We start from the raw sequence: 26,219 nt of genomic DNA, 5'->3' as shown, positions 1-26,219 counted from the left end.
TTCCGGCCCGTGCCGGCTTGCCCTTCGGTGCGGTCGCCCCGAACCGGCGGAAGACGGGCGTTTCAAGGTCCGGGCCTAGCCAGGACAAGCGGAGCCGATCTGCGGGCGAGCGGGGCTTAAGCCCTGCGACGATCAAGCGGATCTGCTCTGCGCAGGACAGCGGGATCCGGCCGCCACGCGGCGCGGAACGAAGCGAACGTACGCTGGTTCAGACCGCAGCAAAACCGACGGGCAAACCGTCACGGGGTTCAACGCAATCGACCAGAAGGAAAATGGCCACGCCACGACACCGTATGACGCCAGTCAATTTTATAGTGACAAACCTGCAACGCCAGTGGTTTCAATTAAACCTAAAGCCCGGGAAGATGAGGTCTAATCTTGCCTCTATAATCAGGCGAGTGCAAAGTTCCATGCAACTCACCCGTGCGCCGCAGGGTTTTTCAGAGCCCGTGGGCAAATGCTGGCGCAACACGAGATTCTGCGTGCCAGCCATGGACGAGCCGCGCGGAGCCGAGCCAGGAGGTTAGATTGTGAACCGACACATTCGCTCCCTCATCGATATGGTTGATGCTGCTCACAATCCATGGATGATCAAGAGCGCCCTAACCACTTTCGCGCACTCATGCGGATTTGAGCGCTTCGCATATCTTCAAACTGAGGGTGCGGAGATCCGTACGTTCAATACTTATCCCCCTGAGTGGGAGGCATTATACCTGCGCAACCAATATTCCCGTATCGATCCGGTTGTGACTGAGGCAAAGCGGCGTATGTCGATGTTCGCTTGGACCGCGGAAAGCTGGCCGGCAAGAGGATCCGGGCAGATGCGAGCATTCCGCGATCATGCTATCGATTACGGATTGCGCTCGGGGATCACAGTTCCTGTGGAAGGAGGTTTCGGTGCGACCATCATGCTGACTTTCGCTTCGCCAACCGCGCAGTCGAGCGGGTTGCTATCGCTGGAACCGACGAAGGCGGTTCAAGCCGTACTTGCTATTCACTATCGACTGAAAACAATGGGCGGGGCCATCGCCCGTGGTCCAAAAAGGCTGCTGTCACCGAGAGAAATGCTATGCCTCGCATGGTCGACCAAAGGCAAGCTTGCTCCTGATATCGCCGAACTCACAGGCATTAAGCAGCGTACAGTCCAACACTACCTGGACAACGCCCGCAGGAAGCTTGAAGCGGCCACGGTTCCACAACTTGTAGCTATCGCCAAAGACCATGACCTGATCTAAGGCTTTAAATCCCAAACCTTTGCGGCCCCTAGCCGGTCAGCCCAAAACAGACCGCGCCCGCGGATCAGAGGTAAGACACTTGCTGTCCCGTTCGGCAGCTGGAATGCGGCGATATGCGCCAGCTAGCGCTCAATCGATCCCGGGCAAGGAGACGACCTGCTAACGCAAAAGTCGGTGCTCGTCGTCGATCAGCGCAAGACGAGAGGGAAGAACGTCACCCCATTTCCACAGAACCAGATTGAGATCGTCATAAGTCGCGCCGGGCGCGAAGCTCCGGACGATCAACCCTTGGTAGCCGGAAGCTGCAAGCCGCCGTGCGAAAACCTGCGATCGAGCCTCGCCGGAAGCCTGCATTTGATCGCGCCACGTTGGATCGGCCAATGCCATCGCATCCATATCCTGTGCTTTCAACGCCGCCTCATCATGACCATCAAAGACAGGCACGATGTCCGCATCGTAGGAGACAAGCATTGTCGGCTGGAGATTGCCGACCTGGTTAGCCTCTCTTAGAGCTGTCATGATCGATAGAGACGTGTAGAGCGCAGGCATTCCCCTCGGATTGAACCGGCCACCATAAAGTTCGGCGCCTCGACCTGACATTGGATCGCGTGCAAAGACCGGGTTCAACGCCCGGTAGAGTTTTCCGGTGAAGCGCATCTGATAAGTTATGCGTGGACGCCAGCGTCGACCGCGTCGATGTAATCGAGCACGTCGTCCGCACGACCGGTTCGAACCAGTTGCATCGCTGTCTGACCGGAAAAACCGGACAGTGGTTCCGACCGATACCAAGCATAGGCCACCAAGGTAGACCCGAAGCGCGGCTCGACCTTGTTGACGATTTCGACCATCTCACGCAGACGCCGCTGTGTCTTGTCTGAGCGAATGCGGTCCTTGCGTTGAACCGCGTCCTTTCCCAAACCGGCAGTGCGGGCGACCTCCTCGCTGGTCGTGCGGAAAGCGTCGGCGATCTTGCGCGGTGCGAAGAGCCCATCATCAGCATATTGTGCGAGACCCACAGTGCGCCTCCGTTGATCAGTGTCAGCAAATATGACGCAATATAGCGTCAAGACTGGCGGACTTCAACCTGACAACCAGGAGTGCTTGCGTGACGGAGGCGGATTGAAAAACGCAACGGATATCCAAACAAGGGCGGCGCTCGGCCTTGGACCAACGCGATCGCTGCACCCTTCGTCGAAGAGAGGCCGTCGCGAAGAACCGAGGGAAGTTGGACCGGGCTGCCGAATGTAGCGATGCTCGGAGGCACTACAAATCGTTTCTGCCGAAAACCTCGATGAGCGCCACAAATTTCGAACGCGTCTTCTGGGGCAACGCCAAGAATGCGTCGACAAGCCGCTGGCCTTCAGTTGTCGCAACGAAATCCTGGCGGACATCCGCCCTTTGAATGATACCTTTCGTATTGCCTTTTCCCGGACGTGGCAGCTTTTCAAAGAAGTGTGTCATCGGCACATCGAGGACATCGGCGATCGCATAGAGTACGGACGAACTCACGCGATTGACGCCGCTCTCATATTTCTGGATCTGCTGAAAAGAGACGCCGATGCCGGCTCCAAGCGCCGCTTGCGACATGCGTAATTGCAAGCGTCTGACCCTAATTCGGTTTCCGACCTCTCGATCGACTGGATGTAGTTTGGCGGCGTCGCTGATTGTGCTGGATGAGGCCAGTGCCTGCGCCGTAGTTCGTTGCGCCATTTTCCGCAGCTCCTACACGACGCCAGGCGATCGGAACGCCTGACGCGATGGTAAAAGTCGGGGAATTGGAAAGCCGATTGACAGGCCCCCGTGACCTTTAGCCCGATGGGCCTCTTGCATACGTCACAGGTTCCCCGACCCTTGCGGATCGTAGAAAAGGCACGACTTGCGCGCATGTAGCGATTCAATCGGGGTTTCCACGCCCCAAGACAACAAGGATTGCCTCGGGCTAAGCATACATCGAATCAACTATTAATTGCAAACAGCTTTGTCCGAACTGCCTCGTCAGTTGCTATGCGGCGGCGCTTCCGGTTGTGTCAATTGAACAACCATGCCCAATAGATGGTGGAGAAGCTGAAGGTCATCGCGCCCCGGGTATCGCTGCGAGGTCTCCTGGACGATTCGCAGAAGGGCGCTTGCTTCGTCATACACGAACGCCTTAACCAATTGCTCGGCGTCCGGACCTTCCGTGAGTGATTTTCCTCGCCGGCCCATCACGCTGCCTGGTCCCCAACCGGGTTTCCTTGATCACATGAGTGAGACATTGCACCCCCCTGCTGGTTACGCTTATGCAGGCCTGAGCAGTGTGCAGGGTACGGCCCCCGCCAAGAACTGTTGAATCCTACAATGCGAGGGCAGGAGGTCGGCGGCGGCTCTATCCACGGTAGTGCCAAACTTTCGTACAGCGACGACTTGCATGCGGATGGACGCCGGCGGTGTGGCATCCATAATGTGGATACACATTTACAGTGGGTCTGCAATATGAATATCGGAAGAATGCCTTTCCTCACTTTGCGAGGGGATCCCTATTCTCGTGGAAGACAGCATGGCGAGGCGTTGTCGACTGCAATCCACGCGTCACTCTCCCGCCTCAAACGCTCGTCGCCGAACGGGGCCTGGAGCCGTGCCGAACGCCTAGCGGGGCATTCCTGGCTGCAGCTTGAAGACCTGGCGCCAGACATCGCGGCCGAAATCAAAGGCATCGCCGAGGGCAGCGAAATATCACTTCTCTACGCCTATCTCCTTTCCGGTTTCGAGTTCCTCGACACCACTCCGCCCGGGGGCTGCACGACAGTTGCAGTAACCGACGGCAAGGAGGCAGTCGTTGCCCAAAACTGGGATGCCCCACCCGGCACCGAACAAGAACTTGCGATGCTACTCCACCAGGACAAGGACTATGGTGTTGCAATGGTGGCTTCCCCCGGAACGCTTGGTTGGGTGGGCATGAACTGGGCCGGATTAGCCCTCGTTACCAATGATCTCATCGTCGATACCGCCAGGCAGGGAATTCCAAGTCTCGTCGTCCGGCGCCTGCTCCTGCAGGAACGGGACGTTTCAGGGGTGCTTGCGAGACTGCGCGTGGCAGATCACCTTTCCGGTCGCTGCTATCTTTTCGGCGATGCCAACGGGCATGTTGCAGGGTGCGAGATTTCGCCATTAATTGGCTGCGTTCCCCTGACCGGCAACCAGATCGTCCATACCAATCATCCCATCACACCACCGATCGCCATCATGGAAGACATCGAGGCGGTGGCCCGCATCTATCCCTCCAGCCGGGAACGGCTGCGCTCAGCAAATAGTCCGAGCCTTGAAGGCATCGCAGACATCCACCGCCTCCTACGGAATACGACCGGAGCGCCAGACGCGATCTGCAAAACCGCATCGGAGCGCGAGCCGACGCAGACGGCATTCTCGGTCGTCTTCGAGTGCAGGGATCGGCGTGCTTCGATCTGCCTCGGGCGACCGGATCGTGGCGTCTACCACGCATTTGACTTCGCCCATGAGAGCGTTGTCTAAGCAGAGGCAAGATTACTCATGCCGAATTGACGAGCATATTCCGCAAATCGGGAAGCAAGCTCAGCAGCTCTCTCCTCGCATTCATCGGGACGGAATGCACGGCACTCATAGCCCATCGCCTCTCTCATGATTTCCGCAGATTCATCCGTGATCCGTACGGTCCCGTCATCGTCGACGCTTTCGATCCCGTCAAACCGCTGGCACTGCCGGTTGACTTCAACCGCCTCCTCGAGCGTCAGTCCGCATGGGAGGTCGATCAGCGGGCCCGATTGCGTCATGCGGACGGGATAACCGCCGACGAGGCCGAGCGGTCCCGGTCCATGGACGACCTGACCGGAGCCGTCAGCAACCGCATGCAGCATTGCAGTGGCCGACGAGGCGGTAACGGATTGTCCGGCAAGTCCCTTGATGCGGCGGAAACGCCCGGCAACATTCGAAAACAGGCGATCGTGATCAATTTCAACACGGGGAACCTCTTTACCGTCCGCGTAGATCGTCAGGTGATAGGGAGCTCCGTCAGTGCCTCCTGTGCTTGGCATGCGATAGCTTATGTAGTGGTGGGCGAAGAACCGAACGTCGATCGCTGCAGGACTACGCTTGAGCATGTAGGCGGCGGCAAGACGAATACCGGGCACCGCATTTGCAATGTTGCCGATGCCCACTGCAGGTGCGAGCCCCTCAGCGGCAAGCGAGGCGTTAACGACATCCGGATAGGACGCATTCACAACCGTCGCACGGCTATCCGCCAATCTGACTGCCTTCATCAGGCGACGCGTGAGAACCTGGTGCATTGGCGTCCACACGCCACCCCTGGCCATATCCAGGCGCTTGTACGCCTCGGACGGAAGCCTGGTGATGATCCACCAGCTGTGAAGGGTAGTGGCATTGAAGATGATGTCGGGACTTAGCCTGTGCAAACGCTCTGCGGTCTGATCGACATCCATCAGGTCTAGAGGCGATATCGAAACCGCCGTTTCCTCGCAACCGAGATTCATCGCGGTGTATCTGGCCAGATTGATCCGATGCAGGGCCTTTTCCGGCGTCCTCGCCCCGACGACCAAGGCGTAGTTCCGTCTGCTCTGAAGCAGGAAGTCGAGGACTGCCCCACCGAGTATACCGCTTCCAATAATGAGAATGATTTTCTTTCGCTTCTCCCTGGCCATGACGAGCCCTCCAACCCACCGAGTTAATTCGCAATACCAATCTAGGGTTGTAATCTGCCCGATATTTAGTTACTTTGCAAGGATACTCTTACCTGGGGTTGTGGATGTGGACGCACACTTATCAAGATAGGGAACCCGAATTGCAGGTCGATCTCTCAGCGATCGCCGCAAACTTCCACCATCTCAGATCACTTGTTGGATCCAACACCGAAGTTGCAGCCGTGGTCAAAAGCGATGCTTACGGTCTTGGCATGAATCTGGTCGTTCCAGTGCTTCTGGAGGCTGGCTGCCGTACGTTCTTTGTCGCAAATCTCCGTGAGGCGATGCAAATCCGGACAAGGCTGACAAGCTCGGTCCGGATAAACATTCTCGCGGGAATCGAAGACAACGAGTTGGACGTCTATCGTTCGTATCGGCTTGCACCTGTCTGCGGTCGCTTGCAGGACGCAATCCTTGCCGCTCGAAAGCTTCCAGAGCTCGTTCTAAGCCTTGAGACCGGCTTCTCGCGTTTCGGCCTTACATTTGCGGAATTACGAGCATTCAAGCGTATGGTCCGACGTGAGCCCGACCTCGCAATTAGTCATCTCGCCTGCGCCGATGACCCGATCGATACCACGAACCGCATGCAACGCGACCGCTTCGTCGCGATGTGCCAAATAGTCAATCCACGCAGGCGAAGTCTCGCAGCGTCGGCAGCCGTCTGGCTCGGGCAAAATTATCATTTCGATCTTGTGCGGGCGGGATCGGCTCTTTTCGGCCTGAACAATGCCGGTGTCGAACCAAATCCGCTCCGGCCTGTCGTGCAACTCATCGCCAGACTTGCGGAAGTCAGGGCCGTGCATTGCGGAGAAGTCGTCGGTTACGCAGCGAGTTTTCGCGCCACCCGGTCAATGCGAATTGGGATCGTTGCACTGGGCTACGCGCAAGGCCTCCCTTGGTCGGCAGGGAACGTCATTGCTGCACTGATCGGCGCGTATAAAGTCCCAGTGGTTGGCCGCGTCGCCATGGAATACGTGGCTGTCGATCTCAGCGACGTTCCAGCAGAACTTTGCACCGAAGGACAGCCCGTTCAATTCATAGGACCAAGTTTGCCAATCGAGACAATGGCAAAAGCGGCCCATACCATCCCCCAGGAGCTACTCATCAGACTTGGAGCGAACTGTCGCCGGCACTACACCCAGCCTTGTCGTGACGCCCCTGGATTTTGGCAGCCACAGGCTGGTAGCCCATGAATGATCGCAAGTGCGGCACGATCTTTGTCGTTGCCGCTGCCTCACTTTGGAGCACTGCGGGCCTGTTCATGGCGCTACTCGCGTCGGTGAATGTCTGGACTATCCTCTTCTGGCGCAGCCTCTTTGGCGCGACATTGGTATTCATCGTCGCAATATTGCTATGGCGCGCCTTGTCCAAACCGCTCTTGCTGGATCGGGCAGGCATGATCGCAACACTCTTTTCCGCGCTGGGAATGATCGCCTTTGTCCCGGCGCTCCAGCTGACATCCGTTGCAAACGTTGCGATGATCCACGCTTCACTGCCGCTCGTTGCCGCTATCGCCTCCAACCTCATTCTGCGCGAAAGACCCGCCCGAACCACTCTTATATCCTCCGGGTTCACCCTCTTTGGCGCGCTTTTGATATTTGCAGGAACAGGGCGCTCCGCCGTCGGTCAACTGGGCAACCTTCTCGCCCTGCTCATGACCCTATCGATGGCAGCCATGACCATATCGCTTCGGGCGAGCCGCAGTGACAATATCCTTTGGATCGTCGGGGCATCCAATACCGTCGCGGCCACGGCGGCTGCGTGGTTTACACCAGCAATTGGCGTTTCCTTCACGGAGATTGTGACGCTCCTGTGCTTTGCGACTTTTCAGATGGCAGGGGGGCTCGTGCTCTATGGCAAAGGCGCACGACTGCTTCCGAGCAGCGAAGCGGCACTCCTATCGCTTGTCGAAACGCCCTTGTCCCCACTCTGGGTCTGGTTGTTCTTCGACCAACGTCCCTCGACGCCAAGTATGCTCGGCGGCGCTTTCATCATCGCTGCGATCGTCACCCATCTTCTGCAGCAGCGAACCCGCCAAGGCCAGGAGAAGCCATGATCCTACCGCGCACGTTAGTGAGCCTTTGCGATATCGCAGAGGGATACCGGGCGATCATTCTCGACCTGTTCGGAACAATCCATGACGGCGTGACGCCATTGGAAGGCGCGCTCGACGCTCTCATTGAGTTGCGACGGCGGAACATTGCCGTTTGCCTCTTGTCCAATTCCCCGCGGCGGAGCAAAGAGGTTGCGATGCGGCTTGCCCAAATGGGTTTCCCGTCTGATCTCTACAGCGGCCTGGTGACATCTGGCGAACTCGCCTTTGAGGCGTTGAGCTTGAAAACGGGTCGCGACAGTCTCGGCGATCGCTACCTACACGTTGGCCCAGCAGAACTCGCCAACCTTCTTGCGGGCTCCGGCCGAACGTCGGCTTCTTCGATCGACGAAGCGAGCTTCCTGCTTGCAACCGGAACGACAGAGCCACCGGAGGAACTCGAACGGGTTCTTGGTCAGTCCCGTGCGAGGGGCCTCCCCATGGTGTGCGCCAATCCGGACCGAACCGTGCTCATCGGAGACAAGCTGATCGAATGCGCCGGCGGCGTGGCCAAACAATATGAACTCCTCGGCGGAGCCGTCCTCTACTACGGCAAGCCATTCCAGCCAGCCTATGCGCTTGCCCTTCACCTACTCGGTGTGCCCGCACGTGTGGTTCTTGCGATCGGAGACAGTCTTGAGACGGATGTGGCCGGCGCAATCAGAGCGGGAATCGATGCAGCGCTCGTGCTGACGGGCCTGCACAAGGATACGCTTCGACAACAAAGCCTGGCATATGAGCGACTGCATCAATTGTGCTTGGATAGCAACGTTTCCCCGAAGTTCGTACTGCCAACATTTTCCTGGAATCCGAAAGGCGGCGGCGGACCGGTCTGAGGTTTGCCCTTTGCTAGGAAACGGCTGTCGACTATCCGACATGCAGTTCATCCAATGGGTTGAGAGAAGCCTCGATGTTTCGAACTTCGGCTTTCAGCATCTCGACCAACTGGGGAAGACGTTCGTCCGTCAAGCGCGCGCTTGTCAGGTTTATGGCAATTGCGGCCACCGCGTCCCGACCAGGCGGCAGGATCGGCACTGCGATCGCAGATATCCCAGCCACCAGCGCGCCCCGATCAATCGCATAGCCGTTATGGCGGATTTCGGCCAAAGCGTTCTTGACCTTCTTTTCAGTCAGTCCGCCATATTGCTTGTACAGAGGCGCATTTGTCGTCATGACAACCTCGGCCTCCGTTGGGAGCAAGAATGCAAGGATCGCCTGGCTCGCCGGCCCGACGCCCATTGGAATCTGTCCTCCAGTATGGCCCGTCAGGCTGTCTATGACGTACGTCCCCTGCTGGCGGTCGACGCAGACGGTGTTGAACCCGGCTCGTGCCATTAAGAAGACGGAATCTCCTGTGTTTGCAGAAAGCCGCACGAGGGCAGGGCGTGCCATTGTCCGCAAGCCTGTACCGTCGGCTGCCGCAGCGCCCATGGCAAACAAGGCAAGCCCAAGACGGTAGCGTTTCGTTTCACGCTCCCGGTCAACCAGACCATGGCGCTCCATCGCGGTCACAATTCGATGCGCGGTCGATTGTTTTAGCCCCATGGCCTCGCCAATCATGGCCATTGTCGCACCGCGCTGACCAACATCACCCAAGAACTTCAAAATCGCGACCGCTCTGTCGAGCAGCTGTGTGCCTGTCGCCGCGATCTCGTCCTTTGCCATTTCAACCCCATCCGTCTGCCGAGCACTCTTTGTCAGATGGCAGCTTTGTAGAATGACTATGACGGGTTGCAAAGGGCATGGAACAGCGGCCTGGTCGGCGCGTCGTCCAAAAGAGCGTGTACGGCGTCGGCGACCGCTTTCGATTGGGTTTGCGATAGTGGCCCACGCGATGTCAGCACTGCAAACTTGGCATTGAGTTCCTCGTCGCTCATCGGATTTCCGGGTTCACCTTTCGGGTGCACGATCTCCAGTGTCACCGGCCTTCCCCTGACAGTCAGGGTCACCTTGGCTGGTGTGGTCGCGGGAAACGATCCGGCATAGAGGGGGCTGGCGACAAGCCGAATTTTCGAAGCGAGAGCGAGCACTTCTTCGTCGCCAAGACTTTCATGCTTGAGCGGCATCAGCGCAGCCGCCCCACGAACAAGGGCTACGGAAGTGCAGAACGGAATGCTATACTGCGCAGCCTCGCTCGAAACAGGAGCCGCCTGGTTCGGCAAAGACAGCGCACGGGTGAATGTCTCGATGACGACTTCGTCGATCTCGAGAACCGAAACCCCAAGACGCTCCTTCAATTGGACTGCCGCATCGATCGCAGCATGAGCCCATCGGCAGCAGCTGTAGCGCTTGAAATAGGCATGCTCGATAGCCCAGCCATCCCCCAGCCCCGAAACAAGCACCCTTTGGTCGTAGAGCGATTCCTCGTCGAGCATGTCAAGCGGACCTGTATGCCCGGCGGCTGCGAGAAAGGCCGACTGAAGTCCATTTGCGGTTGCCCAGGGAATACCCTCCTTGACCGTGTGGCCAAGTCGGGTCCAGCCCGTTCCGAACTGGCCGGTCGCCGTCTGACCGGCGATGGCCGTGGCATGGGCAGCTACATCCTCAGGCAACTGCATGAGCCAGCCGGCGGCTGCCGCCACGCCATAACCGCACCATAGACCGGTGTCGGTGGTTCTAAGCTCATTGATGTCGCGCGAAGCAGCCGCACGAACCGCCACCTCGTATCCGATCGCGATTGCCGACAGCATTTTGTGACCGGATATCTCCTGACTTTCGCTCAATGCCAACACCGCTGGGACAATGGCGGCAGCGGGATGCCCCGCCGCCGCCCGATGACCGTCGTCGAGGTCAAGGCTTGAGGCAAAGGTCGAGTTGACGAAAGCTGCACCGGATGGCGTCAACCGCTTCGTGGAGAACCAGATCGATGATGATCCGGAGCCCCAGATCTCGTGAGCTGCATCGAGCGACGCCTGACCGGCTGACGTTCCTGCTCCGCTTGCAGCAACCCCGAGCGTGTCGAGAAGCGTTCGGCACGCGGCATCGCGCTGCTTGCTCGGCACCTTGGTAATCGAACGTGTGAAAGCTGCAATCCGACTGAAGGCATTTGGCATAAGCATCCTTTCGACTACTACCCCAGGTCGTCGAGAACTTTCGTACACCTGCAGCTAGAGTATCCATACTATGGGTGATTCCGCATTTGACATCCACATTATGGCTACTTAGTCTGCAACTATCAACTGTGCGAAGGAGCCAGCGAGTTGCAGCGACAACAATCGAAAGGACCGGCACGGCTGGACCGTTCACTGTCACCTCAGGTTGAGTTGATGGTCGATGGGCGGAGATTTTCGGCGCACCAGGGGGAGACCGTGTTGACTGCCCTCAACACCGAGTTCGGCCACATCCGCGACTTCGAGTTTCGCGACGAGAAGCGAGCTGGGTTCTGCTACATGGGTGCCTGCCAGGATTGCTGGCTTTGGACCGACTCTGGAGAACGCATCCGTGCGTGCTCCAGCCTGGTCAAAGACGGTATGTGCCTGTCCACCGCCGCTTCGGGACTAGGCCGATGAGGGACGAGCCGCCAATCGTCGTGGTCGGTGCCGGACCTGCGGGCGTCAGCGCGGCGCGGACGCTGGTGGGTGCCGGGCACAGACCAATCCTCGTCGACGAAGGAATGTTTCCCGGCGGCCAGGCCTTTCGTCGCCCACCTTCGCCGCTGCAGCAAAGCGACGAAAAGCTCTACGGTTTCGATGCCCGCCGCGCCCGGCGCCTTCATGACGAATTTGCCGCGCTGTTGCCTTCTATCGTCTACCACGCCGAAACAATGGTTTGGGCAGTTGAGTCCAACCTCCTTCATCTCGCGCGTGGCGACAAGACGACATGTCAGCCGTGGAAGAGGCTCATTCTCGCGACCGGCGCCATGGACCGCATCGTACCGACGAACGGCTGGACGGCCCCCGGCGTTGTCGCCCTGGGGGCAGCGCAAATCGCGCTCAAGGCACAGGCCTCTATCATTGGAAAAAGCGTCATCTTTCTGGGTAGCGGTCCGTTGCTTTACCTGGTGGCCTACCAATACGCCCGTGCGGGTGCACGCGTTGTAGCAGTTTTGGAAGTCGGGCGACCCTTCCGGCGCTTTTCCGACCTGCCAGCGCTAGCGTCCGGAGGAGCGACCTTCGCAAGGGGCGTCTTCTATATTGCCTGGCTCAAGGCACATGGCGTGCCGATCAAGACGGGCATTGAGCCGCTTGAGATCCTGCATGGATCCGATGGCCGAACCAACGGACTGCGTTACCGCAGGAAGGGGCAGGGGCGCGAGACCATCTTGTCGTGCGATGCGCTTGCGATCGGCTATGGCCTGAAATCAGAGACGCAACTGGCAGATCTTCTTGGGGTCGACTTTCATTTCGATCCGCAGCAGCGCCAGTGGTTGCCGACAACAGATCTCGATGGTCGCAGCTGTGTCGATGGTGTCTACCTTGCCGGTGACGGGGTCTCGGTCCGTGGAAATCAGATTGCCGCCATTGCCGGTGAGCTGGCAGCCCTTGCGCTATTGTCGGACATGAATGGTTCTGAGGCGCCGCAAGCGGGATCGCTACGTCGGGAAATTAGTCGGGCGCGGCGATTTCGAAGAGCCTTGGACTCGGTTTTTGCCTTTCCTACCGACCAACTGAAAGCCCTTCCGGATGAGGCTCTCATTTGTCGCTGCGAAGGTCTGACCGCGGGGGCTGTGCGCGATGTCGTGGGACTGTCGGGAGAAAGCGACATTAATCGCGTGAAGGCATTTTCACGACTTGGCATGGGACGCTGCCAGGGCCGCGTATGCGGTCCGGCCGCGGCCGAACTGATCGCAGCTGCGGCATCGACCGATATCCTTCACGTTGGCAGGCTTCGAGGTCAGGCGCCGTTGAAGCCTATCGCCCTTGCAACGCTGGCAGGAGGCCGCGATGAAGGTATTTGACCTTGCCATCATCGGCGGCGGGCTCGCAGGCTGTTCGACAGCGTTGCACGCGAGGAAGAAGGGGGCTTCCGTCATCCTTCTCGAGCGCGGCCGATGCGGTGGACAGGCGAGCGGCGTCAATTATGGCGGGGTGCGCCAGCAAGGTCGCCACCCCGCAGAGCTGCCGCTCGCAAGGCGTAGTCGAGGAATATGGGGCAATCTCTACACCCTTGTCGGCTGCGACTGCGAATTTATCGCGACCGGTCATCTTAAGCTCGCCCGAAACGACGGGGACATGGTCGACCTGGTCGCCCATCAAGCCATCGCCGCGGATCACGGCATCACCATTGAACTTCTCGACAGGGCCGATTTGCGCCGCCGCTTTCCCTACATTGGCGACCGCTTTTATGGCGCCTCTCTCTGCGCCGAAGACGGACAGGCAAACCCACGGTTAGCCGCCCCGGCATTTGCGCGCGCAGCCCGGCAGCTGGGCGCCGATGTCCAGGAAGAATGCCCCGTCGAACACGCAGTCCTGTCGCCGTTCGGGTTCGAAATCCATGTCACCGGCCAAGATACGCCGATCCGTGCCCATCGACTGGTCAACACTGCCGGAGCATGGGGAGCCAATGTAGCCAGATGGTTTGGCGACTCCGTCCGCGAAGACGTGATGGCGCCGAACATGTGCGTCACAGAACCGATCGCCCCGCTGATCGGTCCCAATCTCGGTATCTGTGGCGGTGGCATTTATATCAGGCAGGCGAGCGGACACGGAAGCATCATCTTCGGGTCGGGCGTTGGAATCGCCGATAGGGATGCCCTTCGGGCAAGGCCACTTGCGGCAGTGACCATGGACGCGGCCAAGGCGGCAATCGACATGGTGCCCGCGCTCGCGAATGTTCTTGTCGTTCGCAGCTGGACCGGCATCGAGGGCCGGATGTCTGACAACTTGCCGGTCGTCGGCCCCAGTCCCACGGTCCCCAACCTCTACCACGCCTTCGGGTTTTCCGGGCACGGCTTTCAGCTCGGACCCGCTGTCGGGGCAGTCCTGGCCGAGCTTGCCATCGACGGCGGATCGCCGACGTGCCTCGCAGGACTATCCATGACCCGGTTCGCCGGGGTGCCAGATCCGGCGGCAACCTCACCGCCGGCCAACAAAGTCCAACCAAAAAGGAAGGGGAATAACACCGATGAGAAATAAACTGATACTGATGATGGGCGGCACGATCGCTTTGCTGGCTGGACTCAATCCGGCATTACCGTCTGCGGCAGAGACGTCGAAGTACAAGCTTGTCGAGGCTGGCACGCTTTCGGTCGCAATCACAGGCGACATGCCGGGACTTGTGGCGCGTGATGGCAAGCTTGTCGGCTATGACGGCGAGATCCTGCAGATTGCGGCTGATCGCCTCGGCCTTTCAGTGAAGCCTGTACCGATGGAATGGTCGGGCGCGATTGCCGCTGTCCAGACCGGCCGCGTCGACATTATCGGCGGCAACGTGGCCTGGACCGAACAGCGGGCCGACGCCTTGTCCCTGACCGATCCAACCGGATACTTCCAGAACGGCATTACGGCAAAGACGGAAACCGGCTGGCATGTACTGTCGGATCTTGAACACAAGAAGGTCGGCTCGATCACGGGCTTTTCATTCCTGCCCGAGCTTCGGCGCATTTCCGGTCTGGAGCTGGCTTTGTACGACAGCTCGGATGCGGCAATGCGTGACCTGACCACCGGTCGCATTCAGGCTCTGGTCGGAGACCCACCGGTTATCGACTATGCAATCTCCAAGAATCCCGGCTGGGGACTCAGCAATCTCCCCTTCACCGACAACAACCCCGAGTTTCCACTTCTGACAGGCGTCGGCCGGCAGTACGTCTTCGGCCTGTCAAAGGAAAACAAGGATTTGGCCGACGCGCTGAGCGCCGAGATCCGCAAGCTCTGGGAAACCTGCGAGGTCAAGGTCATCGGCCGGAGGTACGGGAATGTCAGCGAGGCGAACTACGCACCTTCGCCGAAGAATTTTCGGGCCAGTGTCGACCGCCCGGAAACCTGGAATCCGCCTGTCTGCGGCCGATAACCGCTCATGCGACCGGCTCGCCGGTCGCACCCATTCCCGCGTGGAGGCCGTCATGCCTGACAACACCCTTCTCACTGTTCAAAAGCTCACCAAATGCTACGGCAAACTCGCAGTCCTCAAGGATGTCTCATTTGCGCTCCGGCGTGGCGAGCGCATCGCATTGATCGGTCCAAGCGGCTCCGGAAAATCCACCTGCCTGCGTGCGATAAACTTTCTCGATCCCCCGACAAGCGGGGAGATCAGGCTCGACGGGCAGCTGGTGGGCCGACACCAGAGTGGACGACCGCTCACCGATGCTGAGCTGGCGCCTCAACGCGCCGAAATCGGCATGGTGTTTCAGCACTTCCATCTCTGGCCTCATCTCGATGTACGAGCAAACGTGGCACTTCAGCCCAAGAAGGTGCGGGGAATGAGCGCGACCGCCGCCGGCGAACTGGCCGACGAGTTGCTCGCAAAGGTTCACCTCTCGCACAAGGCTCAGGAGTTTCCGGGCCGACTGTCGGGCGGACAGCAACAACGCGTCGCGATTGCACGGGCGCTCGCGCAGCGCCCCAAGCTTCTGCTTTTTGACGAGCCTACGTCCGCGCTCGACCCCGAGCTTGTCGGAGAGGTGCTGAATGTCATCAAGGAACTTGCAGCCGAAGGACGTTCCATGGTGCTCGTCACACACGAGATCGCCTTTGCGCGTGAAGTCGCCGATCGCATCCTGTTCATGGATGGTGGGACTGTAGTCGAGGAAGGCCCGGCGCGGGAACTCCTTGACCGACCGAAAGAGCCGCGGCTTCGGCGCTTCCTCTCCAGCCTGTCAGAGAATCGCGCATGAACGCCCTCCTCTTTGAACGCATTTTCCATGCGCTTCTGTCGGGAGCCGCCGTCACCGTTGAGGTGAGCATCGGCGCACTGACAATGGCGCTCTTGATCGGCTTGGTATTGGCCACGATCGAACATCTGACGGTCAATCGTATCGTAGTGGTTTCAATCCGTATCTATGTCGAACTGCTGCGAAACGTTCCGAGCCTCACCTTCCTTTTTCTACTCTACTTTGGGCTAGCCGCCACCGGTGTGCGATTGTCATCGATGACTGCGGCGGTGGTGGGTCTTGGAATGATTGGCGGCGCCGTGCTCGTCGATATCTTCCTGGCGGGCTTTCGATCAGTGCCGAAAGGTCAGAGCGAGGCGGCGGCGGCTATCGGCCTGGCACCCCTTATGGCTTTCCGCCTGGTGATTTTGCCACAGGGATTGCGTCTGTCGCTGCCGCCGCTTGGAAACTATGCCCTGGGCCTCGTCAAGGATACCTCGCTCGTTGCTGCCATTGCCGCTCCGGAAGTGATGTTCAATGCACGGCAGATCGTGAACGAGACATTCGCGACCGCCTGGGTCTACTGCGCAGCGGCACTTCTCTACCTCGCACTCACCTTCGTGGTCGGCCAAATGTTCGCGCTCGCCGAACGCCGGCTGGAGTATTGATATGCTCTTTCTGCAAACAATATACGCCAATCTCGCCGATTGGGGGCCACGCCTGCTGGACGCGCTTTGGACAAGCCTGGCGTTGACCGTGGTGGCGTTCTGTCTGGCGTTCCTGATCGGGTTGATCATCGAGTACCTTCGGACCCGCCGTTCGGCACTTGTGCGCTCCATTGCCAAATCTTATGTCGTCCTGGCCCGTGGCGTGCCAGTCCTTGTCATCCTCTATCTTCTGTACTTCGGATTACCAGGCGCCGGCATTATCCTGGGCGCCTTTGCGGCCGGGACCCTGGGACTTGCAATCGTCTACGGCGCGTTCCTGTCTGAAGTGTTCAGAGCCGGTCTGGCCGTCATCGCGCCAGGCCAACGCGAGGCAGCCCTCGCGGTTGGTCTCACGCCGGTCCAGGCATTCCGTCTCGTCCTGCTCCCGCAGGCAGTCCGGCACATGCTGGCGCCGCTCCTCGTCAACCTTATCTCGCTTCTCAAGGACAGTTCGATCTGCGCGCTGATCGCCGTCCCCGAGCTCACCCTGATTTCGCGCGCAATCATGTCGGAGAGCTTTTTACCGCTTCACGTTTTTGCGCTGACTGCCGGATTGTACTTCGTGATCGCCTGGTCTGCGTCGTTGGCCGTGCGGGCTATCGAGAGGGGCATGGCATTGGAAAAAGGGCAATCCAAGCCTAGCAAAGCGGCAGAAACGCTGGCGACACAAGCAATTTGAGCACCAAAGGAGGAAATCTTGAATAAATTTATGAACAGTCCTTCGAATTATGTCGACGAGAGCCTTTCAGGATTGGTCGCAGCCCATTCCGACCTGTTACGGGCAGGCCAGACCGGGCGAACTATCGTCCGGCGCAGCGGCGTAAGGCGGGGCAAGGTCGGCATCGCCACTGGCGGCGGGTCTGGCCATCTGCCGCTGTTCTGCGGCTATATCGGCCATGGACTGCTTGACAGCTGTGCCGTGGGCAACGTCTTCGAAGGGCCGACGCTACAGTCTTGCGTCGACGCGATCGATATGGCGGATGGCGGCGCCGGCGTCTTGCTCCTCTATGGAAACTACGGGGGCGATCGAATGAATTTTGAGATGGCTGCAAAGATGGCACGTGTAGCAGCAGTGCGCAGTGTCCTTGGTACAGACGACGTGGCCAGTGCTCCCCGGCAGGAACGCCAAAAGCGGCGCGGCGTTGCCGGTCTTGCACTCGCGTTCAAGACCGCAGGCGCTGCAGCAGAAGCGGGCGCTTGCCTTGATGACGTCACTCGGATTGCTGAGAAGACTGTTGCCTCAACCTATTCTATCGGGCTTGCCTGGTCCGGGTGCCGACTGCCGGCTGCCGAGGCACCCCTTGCGGACATGGGGTCCAATGAAGTCGAACTTGGAATTGGTATCCACGGGGAGCCCGGAATCTGGCGAAAGCCGATGGGACCAGCGGATGCTCTGGTGGATGAAATGATCGAAAGGCTTGTTGAGGACCGGGGGAACCCGGGCGAGGGCGGCAGAGCCGTTCTCCTCGTCAACAATCTCGGTGCGACACCGGTGGACGAGCTCTACATCGCTGTGCGGAGAGCACACGAAGTCCTGACAGCGAAAAGGATCGCAATCGCTCAAACCTTCGTCGGATCCTTTGCGACATCAATGGAAATGGCCGGGCTGTCGATCAGCATCTGCTTTGTCGATCGGGAAACCGAACCGCTGTTCATCGCGCCGGCGGCATCGCCTTTCTGGAGGGTTCAATGATGGTAACAAGCCACGCCATTGTTGCTTTAGCAAGCCGCTGCGCGGCCGCGGCGCGGTCCATGGAATCGGACTTGAATTTGGCCGATAGTCGTCTTGGCGATGGCGACACCGGAACCATGCTCGCGCGTCTGCTGACAGCGGTCGAAGCAACCGCTGCATGTGGTAACCTGGGCGAGACGTTCAGAGCGATGGCCAAGGCTGCTTCGGGCAGCACGGGTTCCAGCCTCGGAACTCTTGTCAGCGCCGCGCTACTTGCGATGGGACGCAGCTGTGGCGATCGCGCGAGCTTGCCACTGACCGATCTGTCGATCCTCCTGAAAACCGCGCGCGACGAGATGCTTTCATTGGGGCGTTCGGAACTAGGGGATAAAACGATCATAGATGGCCTTGATGCGATCGCAATCGCAGTCGAAGCCTGTTCTAGGCCGACAGAAATCGCATCTGCAGCAATGTCGGCGGCGCAAGATGCGATTCAGGAATTCAGAGGCAGGCCATGCCGGGTCGGCCGGGCCCGCTTGTGGCCCGAAAGAAGCATGGAGCTTGACGATCCTGGAATGCTGGCACTTGCAGCAATCGTCCAAGCGGTGGGCACCAAAGATAGTTGAGTGTTTCGGATTGTGATGACGTAGATGGATGTGACAACTGGCAACGGCCCAGGTACGTGACAGATCGGCTTTCGGGTACGCGCCTGATCAAGTTGCGATCAGCGGATATACTCGAACGCGACACTCTGCAGCACGGGCGCGGTGCTCGTTACGAGAGCATTGCCGCGATATTCGCACCGAATGTCGATTGAGTTCCGGACTGATGAGAAGTAACATGCACTGACTTACAACTGCGGTCCGCACCGTAGTGGCGCGCATTTTATGCGCAATGCGGATCTCTTCGTTCAATCCACACGAAGAGCTCTGGATATTGAGCGGGACGCCGCCACTTCGGACATGCCGGTGCTCGGACACCGTGCCACGAATCTCAATCACACTTGCAGTTTTCTCGGCGGTGGAGCGTGCCCAAATGAGGGTGGTCGAGGTGAATCGCGAGACAATCTCGACGCACCGCCTGCGAGTGTGCCGGTGCTCGATCTTCGCCCTGTTGAGTGCCGGTTTAACATCTTGCTCCGGCATCCTGGCTCCAATCGGGCCAGTCGGAGAGGGGAATGCGGAGATCCTGATCGACGCGACGGTGGTGATGCTTGTCATCGTCATCCCCACCATCATCCTGGCTTTTTGGGTGGCGTGGCGATACCGAGCTTCCAACACCGCTGCCGAGTATCTGCCGTACTGGTCGTATTCGGGACGAATTGAGGCAGTCGTCTGGTCGATCCCGATCCTGACGATCATGTTTATCGGCGGCCTGATCTGGATCGGCTCCTACAGGCTGGACCCCTTCCGACCTCTTCCCTCCAAGAACCCGGCCCTAGAGGTGCAGGTTGTATCGCTCGACTGGAAATGGCTTTTTATCTATCCCCAGCAGGGTATCGCAACGGTCAACCAGCTTGTTATGCCAGTTGGCACTCCAGTCCATTTCTCGATCACATCGGCTAGCGTCTTCAATGTCTTCTTTGTTCCGCGTCTGGGTTCGATGATCTATGCAATGCCGGGCATGGTGTCCGAGTTGCATTTGCAGGCGGACAGGGCGGCGCAGATTGTAGGGCTGTCGGCCCAGTTCTCCGGTGACGGCTTTTCCGACATGGATTTTGAAGTTCGGAGCCTCCCGGATGCCGAATTCGGCCCCTGGGTCGACGGCATCCGCGCGACCGGACCAACTTTGGACCAGGCTGCCTATTCGGAACTGCTAAAGCAGAGCCAGCGCGTTACGCCGTCAGCCTACCGAGCCGCGGATCCAGGCCTCTTCCACGCCATCGCCACCCAGCAAATACCCCCGGGATCGGGCCCACAGCCTGGCGCTCCGGGACACGCGGGGCGTGAAGTGTCCACAGGGAGTGATTGATCATGTTCGGGAAGCTCGATCTATCCGCAGTCCCACTGTCCGAGCCTATCCCGTTGATCACCTCGGCCGTCGTAATCCTCATCGGCCTGGGGGTGGTTGCCCTGGTTACCGTGCGGGGCTGGTGGCCCTATCTCTGGCACGACTGGATCACGAGCGTCGACCACAAACGAATTGGCATCATGTACTGCACTCTTGGCCTCGTTATGCTGATCAGGGGTTTCGCGGATGCGATCATGATGCGCACCCAGCAGGCAGTGGCAATTAATGCGGAGGGCTATCTACCGCCGGAGCACTATAACCAGATATTCACCGCTCACGGGACGATCATGATCCTGTTCGGTGCCATGCCGCTGGTCCTTGGCTTCATAAACTATCTGGTTCCGCTGCAACTCGGCGTCCGCGATGTGGCTTTTCCCACGTTCAACTCGGTAGGCTTCTGGCTGACTGCAAGTGGGGCTCTGCTCGTCAACATTTCGCTTCTGATCGGTGAGTTCGCCCGCACCGGATGGTTGCCATATCCGCCCCTTAGCGAAACGACCTACTCGCCGGGCGTCGGCGTCGACTATTACCTCTGGGCGGTGCAAATCTCTGGAATCGGCACCCTCATCACCGGGATCAACATCGTCACCACGGTCCTGAAGATGCGCTGCCCTGGAATGAGCTATCTGCGGATGCCAGTCTTCACCTGGACGGCTCTTGCGTCGTGCCTGTTGATCGTCGCCGTTTTTCCAGTCCTGACTGCCACACTGGCGATGCTGACTTTGGATCGGTACGTCGGGTGGCACTACTTCACCAATACCGCAGGCGGGAACCCTATGATGTTCGTGAACCTGATCTGGGCGTGGGGGCACCCAGAAGTTTACATCCTGATCCTGCCAGCCTTTGGCATCTTCTCGGAGATTTTTTCAACCTTTTCGGGCAAGCCTCTGTTTGGCTACCGCTCCATGGTCGCTGCCACCCTGTTCATCTGCGTGGTCTCGATGCTTGTGTGGTTGCATCACTTCTTCACCATGGGCGCGGGAGCGGCGGTCAACACATTTTTCGGCATTTCCTCGAGCATCATAGCGGTCGGCACGGGGGTGAAGATCTACAACTGGATCTTCACTATGTACGGCGGCCGCGTTCGGTTCGAAGTCCCAATGCTATGGTCTATGGGCTTCATTTTCACCTTTATCATCGGCGGCCTGACCGGCGTTCTCCTGGCTATCCCGCCAGCGGACTTCGTTACACACAACTCGATGTTCCTGGTGGCGCACTTTCATAACGTCATCGTCGGCGGCGTCGTGTTCGGACTATTCGCAGGGGCAGAGTTCTGGTTTCCAAAGGCCTTCGGTTTCAGGCTTTACGCTGGTTGGGGCAAGGTCGCCTTCTGGTGTGCCTTTCTCGGCTTCTGGGTGACCTTCACGCCGTTGTACATCCTTGGGCTGGAGGGAATGACACGACGCCTGCAGCACATCAACGTCCCTGAATGGGGGCCTTGGCTCTATGTCTCCGTGATCGGCGTAGCAATCCTTGTCGTCGGCGTGATCGCTCAGGTGCTGCAACTCGTCCTAAGCATCCGGGATCGTGAACTGTTGCGTGATGTGACGGGCGACCCATGGGACGGGCGCTCCCTGGAATGGGCCACGCCTTCTCCGCCGCCCTTCTTCAATTTCGCGGTCATGCCGAACGTCGAGGGGGAGGAGGCCTACTGGGGCATCAAGCTGCGCGCCATCGAAACCCAACAACTGGCCCCGGAGCCCAAGTACGCGCCGATCGAGATGCCTGTTCACAGCCCGGTTGGCATCTATACGGCGTTCTTCGCCACCGTCTTCGGATTTGCGATGATCTGGTACATCTGGTGGCTCGCCATCGTTGCCCTGATCGCCGCCTTCGCGGGTTTTGTCGTGTTCGCCTGGCGCGATGTCCACGAGTTCGAAGTGCCTGCGGAAGAGGTCGCACGCGCTGAACGGGCTCGCAGAGCTGCGCGGGAGGCTCTATTGCGGCGACTATCCGAAGAGGGCGCGCTGCCATGACCGACACAGGACTCCCTGCAAGCGTCGAAGCCATCCGCCGCGTCCGCGAGGACCCACACCGTCTCGGCCACCGTGCTCATGGGGCTGCCGAAATCATCGCAGGCGCGGGCCACGGAATGACAGGGCCAGCCAGCAAGCGCATCATCGTCGGGTACGGTTTCTGGATCTACCTTCTGAGTGATATCGTTGTGTTCTCCTGTTTCTTCGCAGCGTTTGCGGTCCAGCGGGGAGCAACAGCCGGCGGCCCCACGATTGACCAGATCGTCGAAGTGCCCCGGGTCGCGATGCAGACTGCGGTGCTGCTCCTGTCGAGCTACACCTGCATGCTGTCGTTCGCTGCCACGAACGCGCGGAGCCAGCTTTGGACCCAGATATTCCTGGCCGCCACAGGAATTTTGGGCCTCGTGTTCATTCTTCTCGAACTGCAAGAGTTCGCCGAACTGGTGCAACGCGGAATTACGCCACAGCGGAGCGGGATGCTGACATCTTTCTTCGGCCTCGTGGGCCTACATGGATTGCATGTGTCGGTGGGCCTGTTGTGGCTCGCGACCATGATGGCGCAAATTGTGGTGAAGGGCTTTCGTCGAGAGATCGTTCACCGGTTGATCTGCTTCAACCTCTTTTGGCATGCTCTCGATATCGTCTGGATCGGCATTTTCACGATCGTCTACCTGATGGGGGTGGGCCAATGAGCAATCTTGCATCTGACGAGGACCGCCCCACCGGGATTCTGGATGACAGAGAGGACCATTCTCCCGGCGACGAACCGCTGGAGGACTCCGGCCACTGGGTGCGCAACGCCAATCTGGGCCTAACCCTGTCAATCCTGCTCACCGTCGGGGCGTTCCTACTCGCAGGCACGAACATTATCTATGGCCCGTCCGTGCCAATCGCGTTGATTGTGCTCGCGATCGCTCAGATGGGCGTCCACCTGGTGTTCTTTCTCCACATCACGACCGGACCGGACAATACAAACAATGTATTGGCGCTCGCCTTTGGCGTCCTGGTGGTCTTCCTTATCGTCATCGGTTCGATCTGGATTATGGATCACCTGATGCAGAACATGAGCCCGACGCGTATGGAAGACATGATGCAGATGCAGCCGTAGCGGCCAGGGTTTGCCGCTGTAGCATGAATTGCCTGAGGCCGCGAAATGCCTTCGCGAGGAACGCGGGGCTCAGGATCGATCACTTCCTGCTCAGTCCGCAGCCCGCTGCAAGGCTGACGAGGGCCGGGGTCGACAAGGAGGTCCGCGGATGGGAGCACACCAGCGATCATGCCCCCACATGGGTCGAGCTGTCTGATGCCCCTGACAAAGAGGAAACGAAAAAATGAGATCGGCTGTTCACCAACACTGACGGTCAATTTTGTAGTGACAGTTTGAGTTGCTCATTTTGTGAATGGCTGGTTTCAAATGACGAGAGCGTCACGCCCAGCAGACGAATGGCCTTCGGAAACGGATAGATCGCTTCCAGCAGCGTGTTTGCCACGCCCAGCATTTCGAATTCGTCTGAAAACGATCTGGGGAGCGTTCGGCTGCGCGTGACCTGCTGGAAATCCGAGTACTTGACCTTCAGGGTGACAGTCTTTGCCGAAAGCTGATGGCTCTCGCAATACTGCCAGACCTTGCTGACGAGCGGCGCAAGCTCGTCTTGCGCACGGGCCAGTTCCGAGATGTCCTGCGCAAAGGTGTCCTCGGCACCGACGGATTTTCGCTCGCGATCGGGTTCGACCTGTCGGTTGTCGATTCCGCGGGCAATGCCATAAAAGTATGGCCCCGATTTGCCAAAATGCTCGCTGAGGAACGCGAGCGACCTCGCCCTGAGGTCCGCGCCCGTCTCGATCCCCAACCGCAGCATCTTCTCTGCCGTTGCCGGACCGACGCCATGAAACCTCTTCACCGGCAGGGTCTCGACGAAGGCCGGGCCATTCTTCGGGGTGATCACCGCCTGGCCGTTGGGCTTGTTCAGGTCGCTCGCCATCTTGGCGAGGAACTTGTTGTAAGAGATCCCTGCCGACGCGTTCAGTCCTGTGACCTCCTTGATGCGTGTACGAATCTCCAGGGCGATGTCGGTCGCGATCGTCATGCCCTTCAGGTTGTCGGTGACATCGAGATAGGCCTCGTCGAGCGACAGCGGCTCGATCATCGGCGTATAGTCCGCGAAGATCGCCCTGATCTGTTGCGAGACGGCGCGGTAGACGTCGAACCGCGGCTTCACGAAGATGAGATCGGGGCATTTGCGGGCCGCCGTCACCGACGGCATGGCCGAGCGAACACCAAACGCGCGTGCCTCATAGCTTGCGGCCGCCACGACACCGCGGGCAAGGGGACTTCCGACCGCGACGGGTTTGCCGCGCAAATCCGGATTATCCCTCTGTTCGACGGACGCATAGAAGGCATCCATGTCAACGTGGATGATCTTCCGGATCGATGGCGCTGGATCGTCAATCAGAGCTTTTCCCACGCGCTCACTTCCACATCGAACGCATCCTGGCGGCGACGTCGATCCGCACCTGGCGGGCGCTCCGCTCGCTGGCGCTTGCCGCGACCTTTGGCCAGCTCGTCACCTCGAAAAACTGCAGGAGGGTGGCGGGGATGAACCGCGTCCGCGATGCGTAAACGTGCCGATCGCCCTGGCTGTTCTGGCCATGGGTGAAGAAGCGTTGCGGTGTGAGTAGAGTCAGGCTGTCGCGCGCCCTGGTCATCCCGACGTAGAGCAGCCGCCGCTCTTCCTCCAGCTCGGCCGTCGTGCCCGCGCCGAGGTCGGAGGGGATGCAGCCGTCGACAACGTTCAGCATGAACACCGAACGCCATTCCTGTCCCTTGGCGGAATGGATGGTCGACAGGATGAGATAGTCCTCGTCAAGCAGCGGCACGCCGGCCTGGTCGCTGGTGGCGTCGGGCGGATCGAGGGTGAGTTCGGTCAGGAACCGCTCCCTGGTGGGATAACCAGCCGCAATCTGCTCAAGCTGCAGGAGATCTGCCTTGCGGGTGTCGGCGTCCTCGTGGATCCGATCGAGATGCGGTTCGTACCAGGCACGGGCCGTGGCGATCTCCGCAGGCCAGCCACCGCCTGACTTCCTCAGACCGGAAAGCAGGGTGACGAAATTGGTCCAGTCCTCGCCCGTCTTCGGCGGCGGCGGGATCTCGGCGAGAGAGAGCAGGGGCTCGGGGTCGGCGGAAATAGTGTCGAGGATCTTCCCGGCCGTTTGCGGGCCGATGCCAGGCAGCATCTGGAGAATCCGAAACCCGGCGACGCGGTCGCGCGGGTTCTGGGCGAAGCGGAGGACGGCGAGCAGGTCCTTTACGTGGGCGCTGTCGAGGAACTTCAGACCCCCGAATTTGACGAAGGGGATGTTGCGGCGGGTGAGTTCGACCTCGAGCGCGCCGCTGTGGTTCGACGAGCGGAACAGCACGGCCTGCTGCTTGAGCGTAATGCCGACCTCGCCGTTCGCCAGCACCTGCTCGACGATATAGTTCGCCTGGTCGGCTTCATCCTTCACAGTGACGAGGAGGGGGCGCTGTTCTGACTGCCGATCCGTCCAGAGGTTCTTGGTGAACCGCTCGCGGGCGAGGTCGATGACGCCGTTCGCCGCCGCGAGGATCGGCTGTGTGGAGCGATAGTTGCGGTCGAGTGTGATCACGTCTGCAGGCTTGGGCGAGAACTCCTTGGGGAAGTCGAGGATGTTGCGGACGGTTGCCGCACGGAAGGAATAGATCGATTGCGCGTCGTCGCCAACGACGGTCAGGCCCCGCCCGCCTGGTTTCAGCGCCATCAGGATCGACGCCTGCAGGCGGTTGGTGTCCTGGTACTCGTCGACGAGCACGTGGTCGAAGCGATTGCCGATGTCGCCGGCGAGCTCCGGATCGGAAACCATCTGCGCCCAATAGAGAAGCAAGTCATCGTAGTCGAGAACGTTCTGCGCCTGCTTGGCCTCGACATAGCTCGCAAACAGTTCCTTGAGCTGCTCCTCCCACCCCATCACCCATGGGTAGGCCGTCTTGAGGACGTCGGTGATGGAGCATTCGGAATTGACGACACGCGAATAGATCGCAAGGCAGGTGCCTTT

General features: G+C 59.4%; 26 protein-coding genes and 1 pseudogene. 19 read left to right on the top strand and 8 right to left on the bottom strand.

The features are described 5' to 3' along the window. The first annotated feature begins 530 nt into the window (after positions 1-530). Positions 531-1,235, top strand: a complete 705-nt coding sequence (locus AC1DDS_RS22500) for an autoinducer binding domain-containing protein (RefSeq protein ID WP_477480885.1) — start codon at positions 531-533, stop codon at positions 1,233-1,235. 159 nt (positions 1,236-1,394) lie between these two features. Here the strand turns inward: AC1DDS_RS22500 and AC1DDS_RS22495 are convergent, their stop codons facing one another. From AC1DDS_RS22495 to AC1DDS_RS22485, 3 genes are all read right to left on the bottom strand, one after another. After that, positions 1,395-1,892: an RES family NAD+ phosphorylase gene (locus AC1DDS_RS22495; protein ID WP_477480884.1), complete on the bottom strand. Its 498-nt coding sequence runs from the start codon at positions 1,890-1,892 to the stop codon at positions 1,395-1,397. A gap of 8 nt (positions 1,893-1,900) precedes the next feature. Next, positions 1,901-2,251, bottom strand: coding sequence for an MbcA/ParS/Xre antitoxin family protein (locus AC1DDS_RS22490; protein WP_310421447.1), 351 nt, complete (start codon positions 2,249-2,251; stop codon positions 1,901-1,903). A gap of 247 nt (positions 2,252-2,498) precedes the next feature. Continuing rightward, positions 2,499-2,945 carry a helix-turn-helix domain-containing protein gene (locus AC1DDS_RS22485; protein WP_310421445.1) on the bottom strand — a complete coding sequence of 149 codons (447 nt, stop codon included), beginning with the start codon at positions 2,943-2,945 and terminating at the stop codon, positions 2,499-2,501. A gap of 627 nt (positions 2,946-3,572) precedes the next feature. Here AC1DDS_RS22485 and AC1DDS_RS22480 point away from each other — a divergent pair. Next, the gene (locus AC1DDS_RS22480; RefSeq protein ID WP_477480883.1) at positions 3,573-4,742 is read left to right on the top strand and encodes a C45 family autoproteolytic acyltransferase/hydolase; all 1,170 of its coding nucleotides are present in this window, start codon (positions 3,573-3,575) and stop codon (positions 4,740-4,742) included. On the opposite strand, the gene AC1DDS_RS22475 is transcribed toward AC1DDS_RS22480, so the two are convergent. Then, positions 4,739-5,905, bottom strand: a complete 1,167-nt coding sequence (locus tag AC1DDS_RS22475; protein WP_477480882.1) for a hypothetical protein — start codon at positions 5,903-5,905, stop codon at positions 4,739-4,741. The genes AC1DDS_RS22480 and AC1DDS_RS22475 overlap by 4 nt on opposite strands. A gap of 140 nt (positions 5,906-6,045) precedes the next feature. Between AC1DDS_RS22475 and alr the strand changes: the two genes are divergently transcribed. Genes alr through AC1DDS_RS22460 form a run of 3 tightly spaced genes read left to right on the top strand, consistent with a single transcriptional unit; the run spans position 6,046 to position 8,872 of the window. Then, positions 6,046-7,137, top strand: a complete 1,092-nt coding sequence (gene alr, locus AC1DDS_RS22470) for an alanine racemase (RefSeq protein WP_477480881.1) — start codon at positions 6,046-6,048, stop codon at positions 7,135-7,137. Next, a complete protein-coding gene (locus AC1DDS_RS22465) occupies positions 7,134-8,000 on the top strand; it encodes a DMT family transporter (RefSeq protein ID WP_477480880.1) in 867 nt (288 codons plus the stop codon). Before alr ends, AC1DDS_RS22465 begins: the two co-directional genes overlap by 4 nt. Then, on the top strand, positions 7,997-8,872 hold the full coding sequence (locus tag AC1DDS_RS22460) for a TIGR01459 family HAD-type hydrolase (RefSeq protein ID WP_477480879.1): 876 nt from the start codon (positions 7,997-7,999) through the stop codon (positions 8,870-8,872). The genes AC1DDS_RS22465 and AC1DDS_RS22460 overlap by 4 nt, the downstream gene beginning before the upstream one ends. Before the next feature lie 31 nt (positions 8,873-8,903). Here AC1DDS_RS22460 and AC1DDS_RS22455 read toward each other — a convergent pair whose 3' ends face one another. Together AC1DDS_RS22455 and AC1DDS_RS22450 are read right to left on the bottom strand one after the other, a co-directional pair. Then, the gene (locus tag AC1DDS_RS22455; RefSeq protein WP_477480878.1) at positions 8,904-9,701 is read right to left on the bottom strand and encodes an IclR family transcriptional regulator; all 798 of its coding nucleotides are present in this window, start codon (positions 9,699-9,701) and stop codon (positions 8,904-8,906) included. Between the two features lie 56 nt (positions 9,702-9,757). Further along, complete coding sequence (locus tag AC1DDS_RS22450; RefSeq protein WP_477480877.1) at positions 9,758-11,089, bottom strand: MmgE/PrpD family protein; 1,332 nt, start codon at positions 11,087-11,089, stop codon at positions 9,758-9,760. 213 nt (positions 11,090-11,302) lie between these two features. Between AC1DDS_RS22450 and AC1DDS_RS22445 the strand changes: the two genes are divergently transcribed. From AC1DDS_RS22445 to AC1DDS_RS22380, 14 genes and pseudogenes are all read left to right on the top strand, one after another. After that, positions 11,303-11,545 carry a (2Fe-2S)-binding protein gene (locus AC1DDS_RS22445; protein ID WP_477480909.1) on the top strand — a complete coding sequence of 81 codons (243 nt, stop codon included), beginning with the start codon at positions 11,303-11,305 and terminating at the stop codon, positions 11,543-11,545. Further along, positions 11,542-12,933 (top strand): FAD/NAD(P)-dependent oxidoreductase, encoded by a 1,392-nt coding sequence (locus tag AC1DDS_RS22440; RefSeq protein ID WP_477480876.1) that lies wholly within the window; start codon positions 11,542-11,544, stop codon positions 12,931-12,933. The genes AC1DDS_RS22445 and AC1DDS_RS22440 overlap by 4 nt, the downstream gene beginning before the upstream one ends. After that, positions 12,920-14,110: an NAD(P)/FAD-dependent oxidoreductase gene (locus tag AC1DDS_RS22435; RefSeq protein WP_477480875.1), complete on the top strand. Its 1,191-nt coding sequence runs from the start codon at positions 12,920-12,922 to the stop codon at positions 14,108-14,110. The genes AC1DDS_RS22440 and AC1DDS_RS22435 overlap by 14 nt, the downstream gene beginning before the upstream one ends. After that, complete coding sequence (locus AC1DDS_RS22430; RefSeq protein WP_477480874.1) at positions 14,100-14,984, top strand: substrate-binding periplasmic protein; 885 nt, start codon at positions 14,100-14,102, stop codon at positions 14,982-14,984. Before AC1DDS_RS22435 ends, AC1DDS_RS22430 begins: the two co-directional genes overlap by 11 nt. A gap of 52 nt (positions 14,985-15,036) precedes the next feature. Then, positions 15,037-15,807: an amino acid ABC transporter ATP-binding protein gene (locus AC1DDS_RS22425; protein WP_477480873.1), complete on the top strand. Its 771-nt coding sequence runs from the start codon at positions 15,037-15,039 to the stop codon at positions 15,805-15,807. Beyond that, on the top strand, positions 15,804-16,451 hold the full coding sequence (locus tag AC1DDS_RS22420; protein ID WP_477480872.1) for an amino acid ABC transporter permease: 648 nt from the start codon (positions 15,804-15,806) through the stop codon (positions 16,449-16,451). The genes AC1DDS_RS22425 and AC1DDS_RS22420 overlap by 4 nt, the downstream gene beginning before the upstream one ends. 1 nt (position 16,452) lies before the next feature. Then, complete coding sequence (locus AC1DDS_RS22415) at positions 16,453-17,169, top strand: amino acid ABC transporter permease (protein WP_477480871.1); 717 nt, start codon at positions 16,453-16,455, stop codon at positions 17,167-17,169. 30 nt (positions 17,170-17,199) lie between these two features. Beyond that, positions 17,200-18,183: a dihydroxyacetone kinase subunit DhaK gene (locus AC1DDS_RS22410; protein ID WP_477480908.1), complete on the top strand. Its 984-nt coding sequence runs from the start codon at positions 17,200-17,202 to the stop codon at positions 18,181-18,183. After that, positions 18,180-18,788 carry a dihydroxyacetone kinase subunit L gene (locus AC1DDS_RS22405; RefSeq protein WP_477480870.1) on the top strand — a complete coding sequence of 203 codons (609 nt, stop codon included), beginning with the start codon at positions 18,180-18,182 and terminating at the stop codon, positions 18,786-18,788. The genes AC1DDS_RS22410 and AC1DDS_RS22405 overlap by 4 nt, the downstream gene beginning before the upstream one ends. Before the next feature lie 409 nt (positions 18,789-19,197). Continuing rightward, positions 19,198-20,133, top strand: a complete 936-nt coding sequence (gene cyoA, locus AC1DDS_RS22400; protein WP_477480869.1) for a ubiquinol oxidase subunit II — start codon at positions 19,198-19,200, stop codon at positions 20,131-20,133. A 2-nt stretch (positions 20,134-20,135) separates the two neighbouring features. Next, positions 20,136-22,148, top strand: a complete 2,013-nt coding sequence (locus AC1DDS_RS22395; RefSeq protein ID WP_477480868.1) for a cbb3-type cytochrome c oxidase subunit I — start codon at positions 20,136-20,138, stop codon at positions 22,146-22,148. Continuing rightward, entirely contained in the window at positions 22,145-22,840 is a 696-nt protein-coding gene (locus AC1DDS_RS22390; RefSeq protein ID WP_477480867.1) for a cytochrome c oxidase subunit 3, read from the top strand. The genes AC1DDS_RS22395 and AC1DDS_RS22390 overlap by 4 nt, the downstream gene beginning before the upstream one ends. Then, on the top strand, positions 22,837-23,256 hold the full coding sequence (gene cyoD, locus AC1DDS_RS22385) for a cytochrome o ubiquinol oxidase subunit IV (RefSeq protein ID WP_477480866.1): 420 nt from the start codon (positions 22,837-22,839) through the stop codon (positions 23,254-23,256). The genes AC1DDS_RS22390 and cyoD overlap by 4 nt, the downstream gene beginning before the upstream one ends. 41 nt (positions 23,257-23,297) lie before the next feature. Next, a pseudogene (locus AC1DDS_RS22380) lies at positions 23,298-23,483 on the top strand (exodeoxyribonuclease III); the annotation flags it as partial. Positions 23,484-23,509: 26 nt separating this feature from the next. On the opposite strand, the gene dinB reads toward AC1DDS_RS22380, so the two are convergent. Then, on the bottom strand, positions 23,510-24,613 hold the full coding sequence (gene dinB, locus AC1DDS_RS22375; protein WP_477480865.1) for a DNA polymerase IV: 1,104 nt from the start codon (positions 24,611-24,613) through the stop codon (positions 23,510-23,512). 4 nt (positions 24,614-24,617) lie between these two features. Continuing rightward, positions 24,618-26,219, bottom strand: a 1,602-nt coding sequence (locus AC1DDS_RS22370; RefSeq protein WP_477480864.1) for an ATP-dependent helicase, incomplete at its 5' end; no start/stop codon positions are given.

The sequence above is a fragment of the Mycoplana sp. 10N416 genome, assembly GCF_056394765.1.
This window is presented reverse-complemented; position numbering and strand designations above follow the sequence as displayed.

Excerpts from the sequence above, each read along its gene's own strand:
- AC1DDS_RS22495 (WP_477480884.1), bottom strand. The coding sequence starts at position 1,892 with ATGCGCTTCACCGGAAAACTCTACCGGGCGTTGAACCCGGTCTTTGCA.
- AC1DDS_RS22485 (WP_310421445.1), bottom strand. The coding sequence starts at position 2,945 with ATGGCGCAACGAACTACGGCGCAGGCACTGGCCTCATCCAGCACAATC.
- AC1DDS_RS22480 (WP_477480883.1), top strand. The coding sequence starts at position 3,573 with ATGCGAGGGCAGGAGGTCGGCGGCGGCTCTATCCACGGTAGTGCCAAA.
- AC1DDS_RS22475 (WP_477480882.1), bottom strand. The coding sequence starts at position 5,905 with ATGGCCAGGGAGAAGCGAAAGAAAATCATTCTCATTATTGGAAGCGGT.
- AC1DDS_RS22465 (WP_477480880.1), top strand. The coding sequence starts at position 7,134 with ATGAATGATCGCAAGTGCGGCACGATCTTTGTCGTTGCCGCTGCCTCA.
- AC1DDS_RS22460 (WP_477480879.1), top strand. The coding sequence starts at position 7,997 with ATGATCCTACCGCGCACGTTAGTGAGCCTTTGCGATATCGCAGAGGGA.
- AC1DDS_RS22455 (WP_477480878.1), bottom strand. The coding sequence starts at position 9,701 with ATGGCAAAGGACGAGATCGCGGCGACAGGCACACAGCTGCTCGACAGA.
- AC1DDS_RS22450 (WP_477480877.1), bottom strand. The coding sequence starts at position 11,089 with ATGCCAAATGCCTTCAGTCGGATTGCAGCTTTCACACGTTCGATTACC.
- AC1DDS_RS22445 (WP_477480909.1), top strand. The coding sequence starts at position 11,303 with ATGGTCGATGGGCGGAGATTTTCGGCGCACCAGGGGGAGACCGTGTTG.
- AC1DDS_RS22440 (WP_477480876.1), top strand. The coding sequence starts at position 11,542 with ATGAGGGACGAGCCGCCAATCGTCGTGGTCGGTGCCGGACCTGCGGGC.
- AC1DDS_RS22435 (WP_477480875.1), top strand. The coding sequence starts at position 12,920 with ATGAAGGTATTTGACCTTGCCATCATCGGCGGCGGGCTCGCAGGCTGT.
- AC1DDS_RS22430 (WP_477480874.1), top strand. The coding sequence starts at position 14,100 with ATGAGAAATAAACTGATACTGATGATGGGCGGCACGATCGCTTTGCTG.
- AC1DDS_RS22425 (WP_477480873.1), top strand. The coding sequence starts at position 15,037 with ATGCCTGACAACACCCTTCTCACTGTTCAAAAGCTCACCAAATGCTAC.
- AC1DDS_RS22420 (WP_477480872.1), top strand. The coding sequence starts at position 15,804 with ATGAACGCCCTCCTCTTTGAACGCATTTTCCATGCGCTTCTGTCGGGA.
- AC1DDS_RS22415 (WP_477480871.1), top strand. The coding sequence starts at position 16,453 with ATGCTCTTTCTGCAAACAATATACGCCAATCTCGCCGATTGGGGGCCA.
- AC1DDS_RS22410 (WP_477480908.1), top strand. The coding sequence starts at position 17,200 with ATGAACAGTCCTTCGAATTATGTCGACGAGAGCCTTTCAGGATTGGTC.
- AC1DDS_RS22405 (WP_477480870.1), top strand. The coding sequence starts at position 18,180 with ATGATGGTAACAAGCCACGCCATTGTTGCTTTAGCAAGCCGCTGCGCG.
- cyoA (WP_477480869.1), top strand. The coding sequence starts at position 19,198 with ATGAGGGTGGTCGAGGTGAATCGCGAGACAATCTCGACGCACCGCCTG.
- AC1DDS_RS22395 (WP_477480868.1), top strand. The coding sequence starts at position 20,136 with ATGTTCGGGAAGCTCGATCTATCCGCAGTCCCACTGTCCGAGCCTATC.
- AC1DDS_RS22390 (WP_477480867.1), top strand. The coding sequence starts at position 22,145 with ATGACCGACACAGGACTCCCTGCAAGCGTCGAAGCCATCCGCCGCGTC.
- cyoD (WP_477480866.1), top strand. The coding sequence starts at position 22,837 with ATGAGCAATCTTGCATCTGACGAGGACCGCCCCACCGGGATTCTGGAT.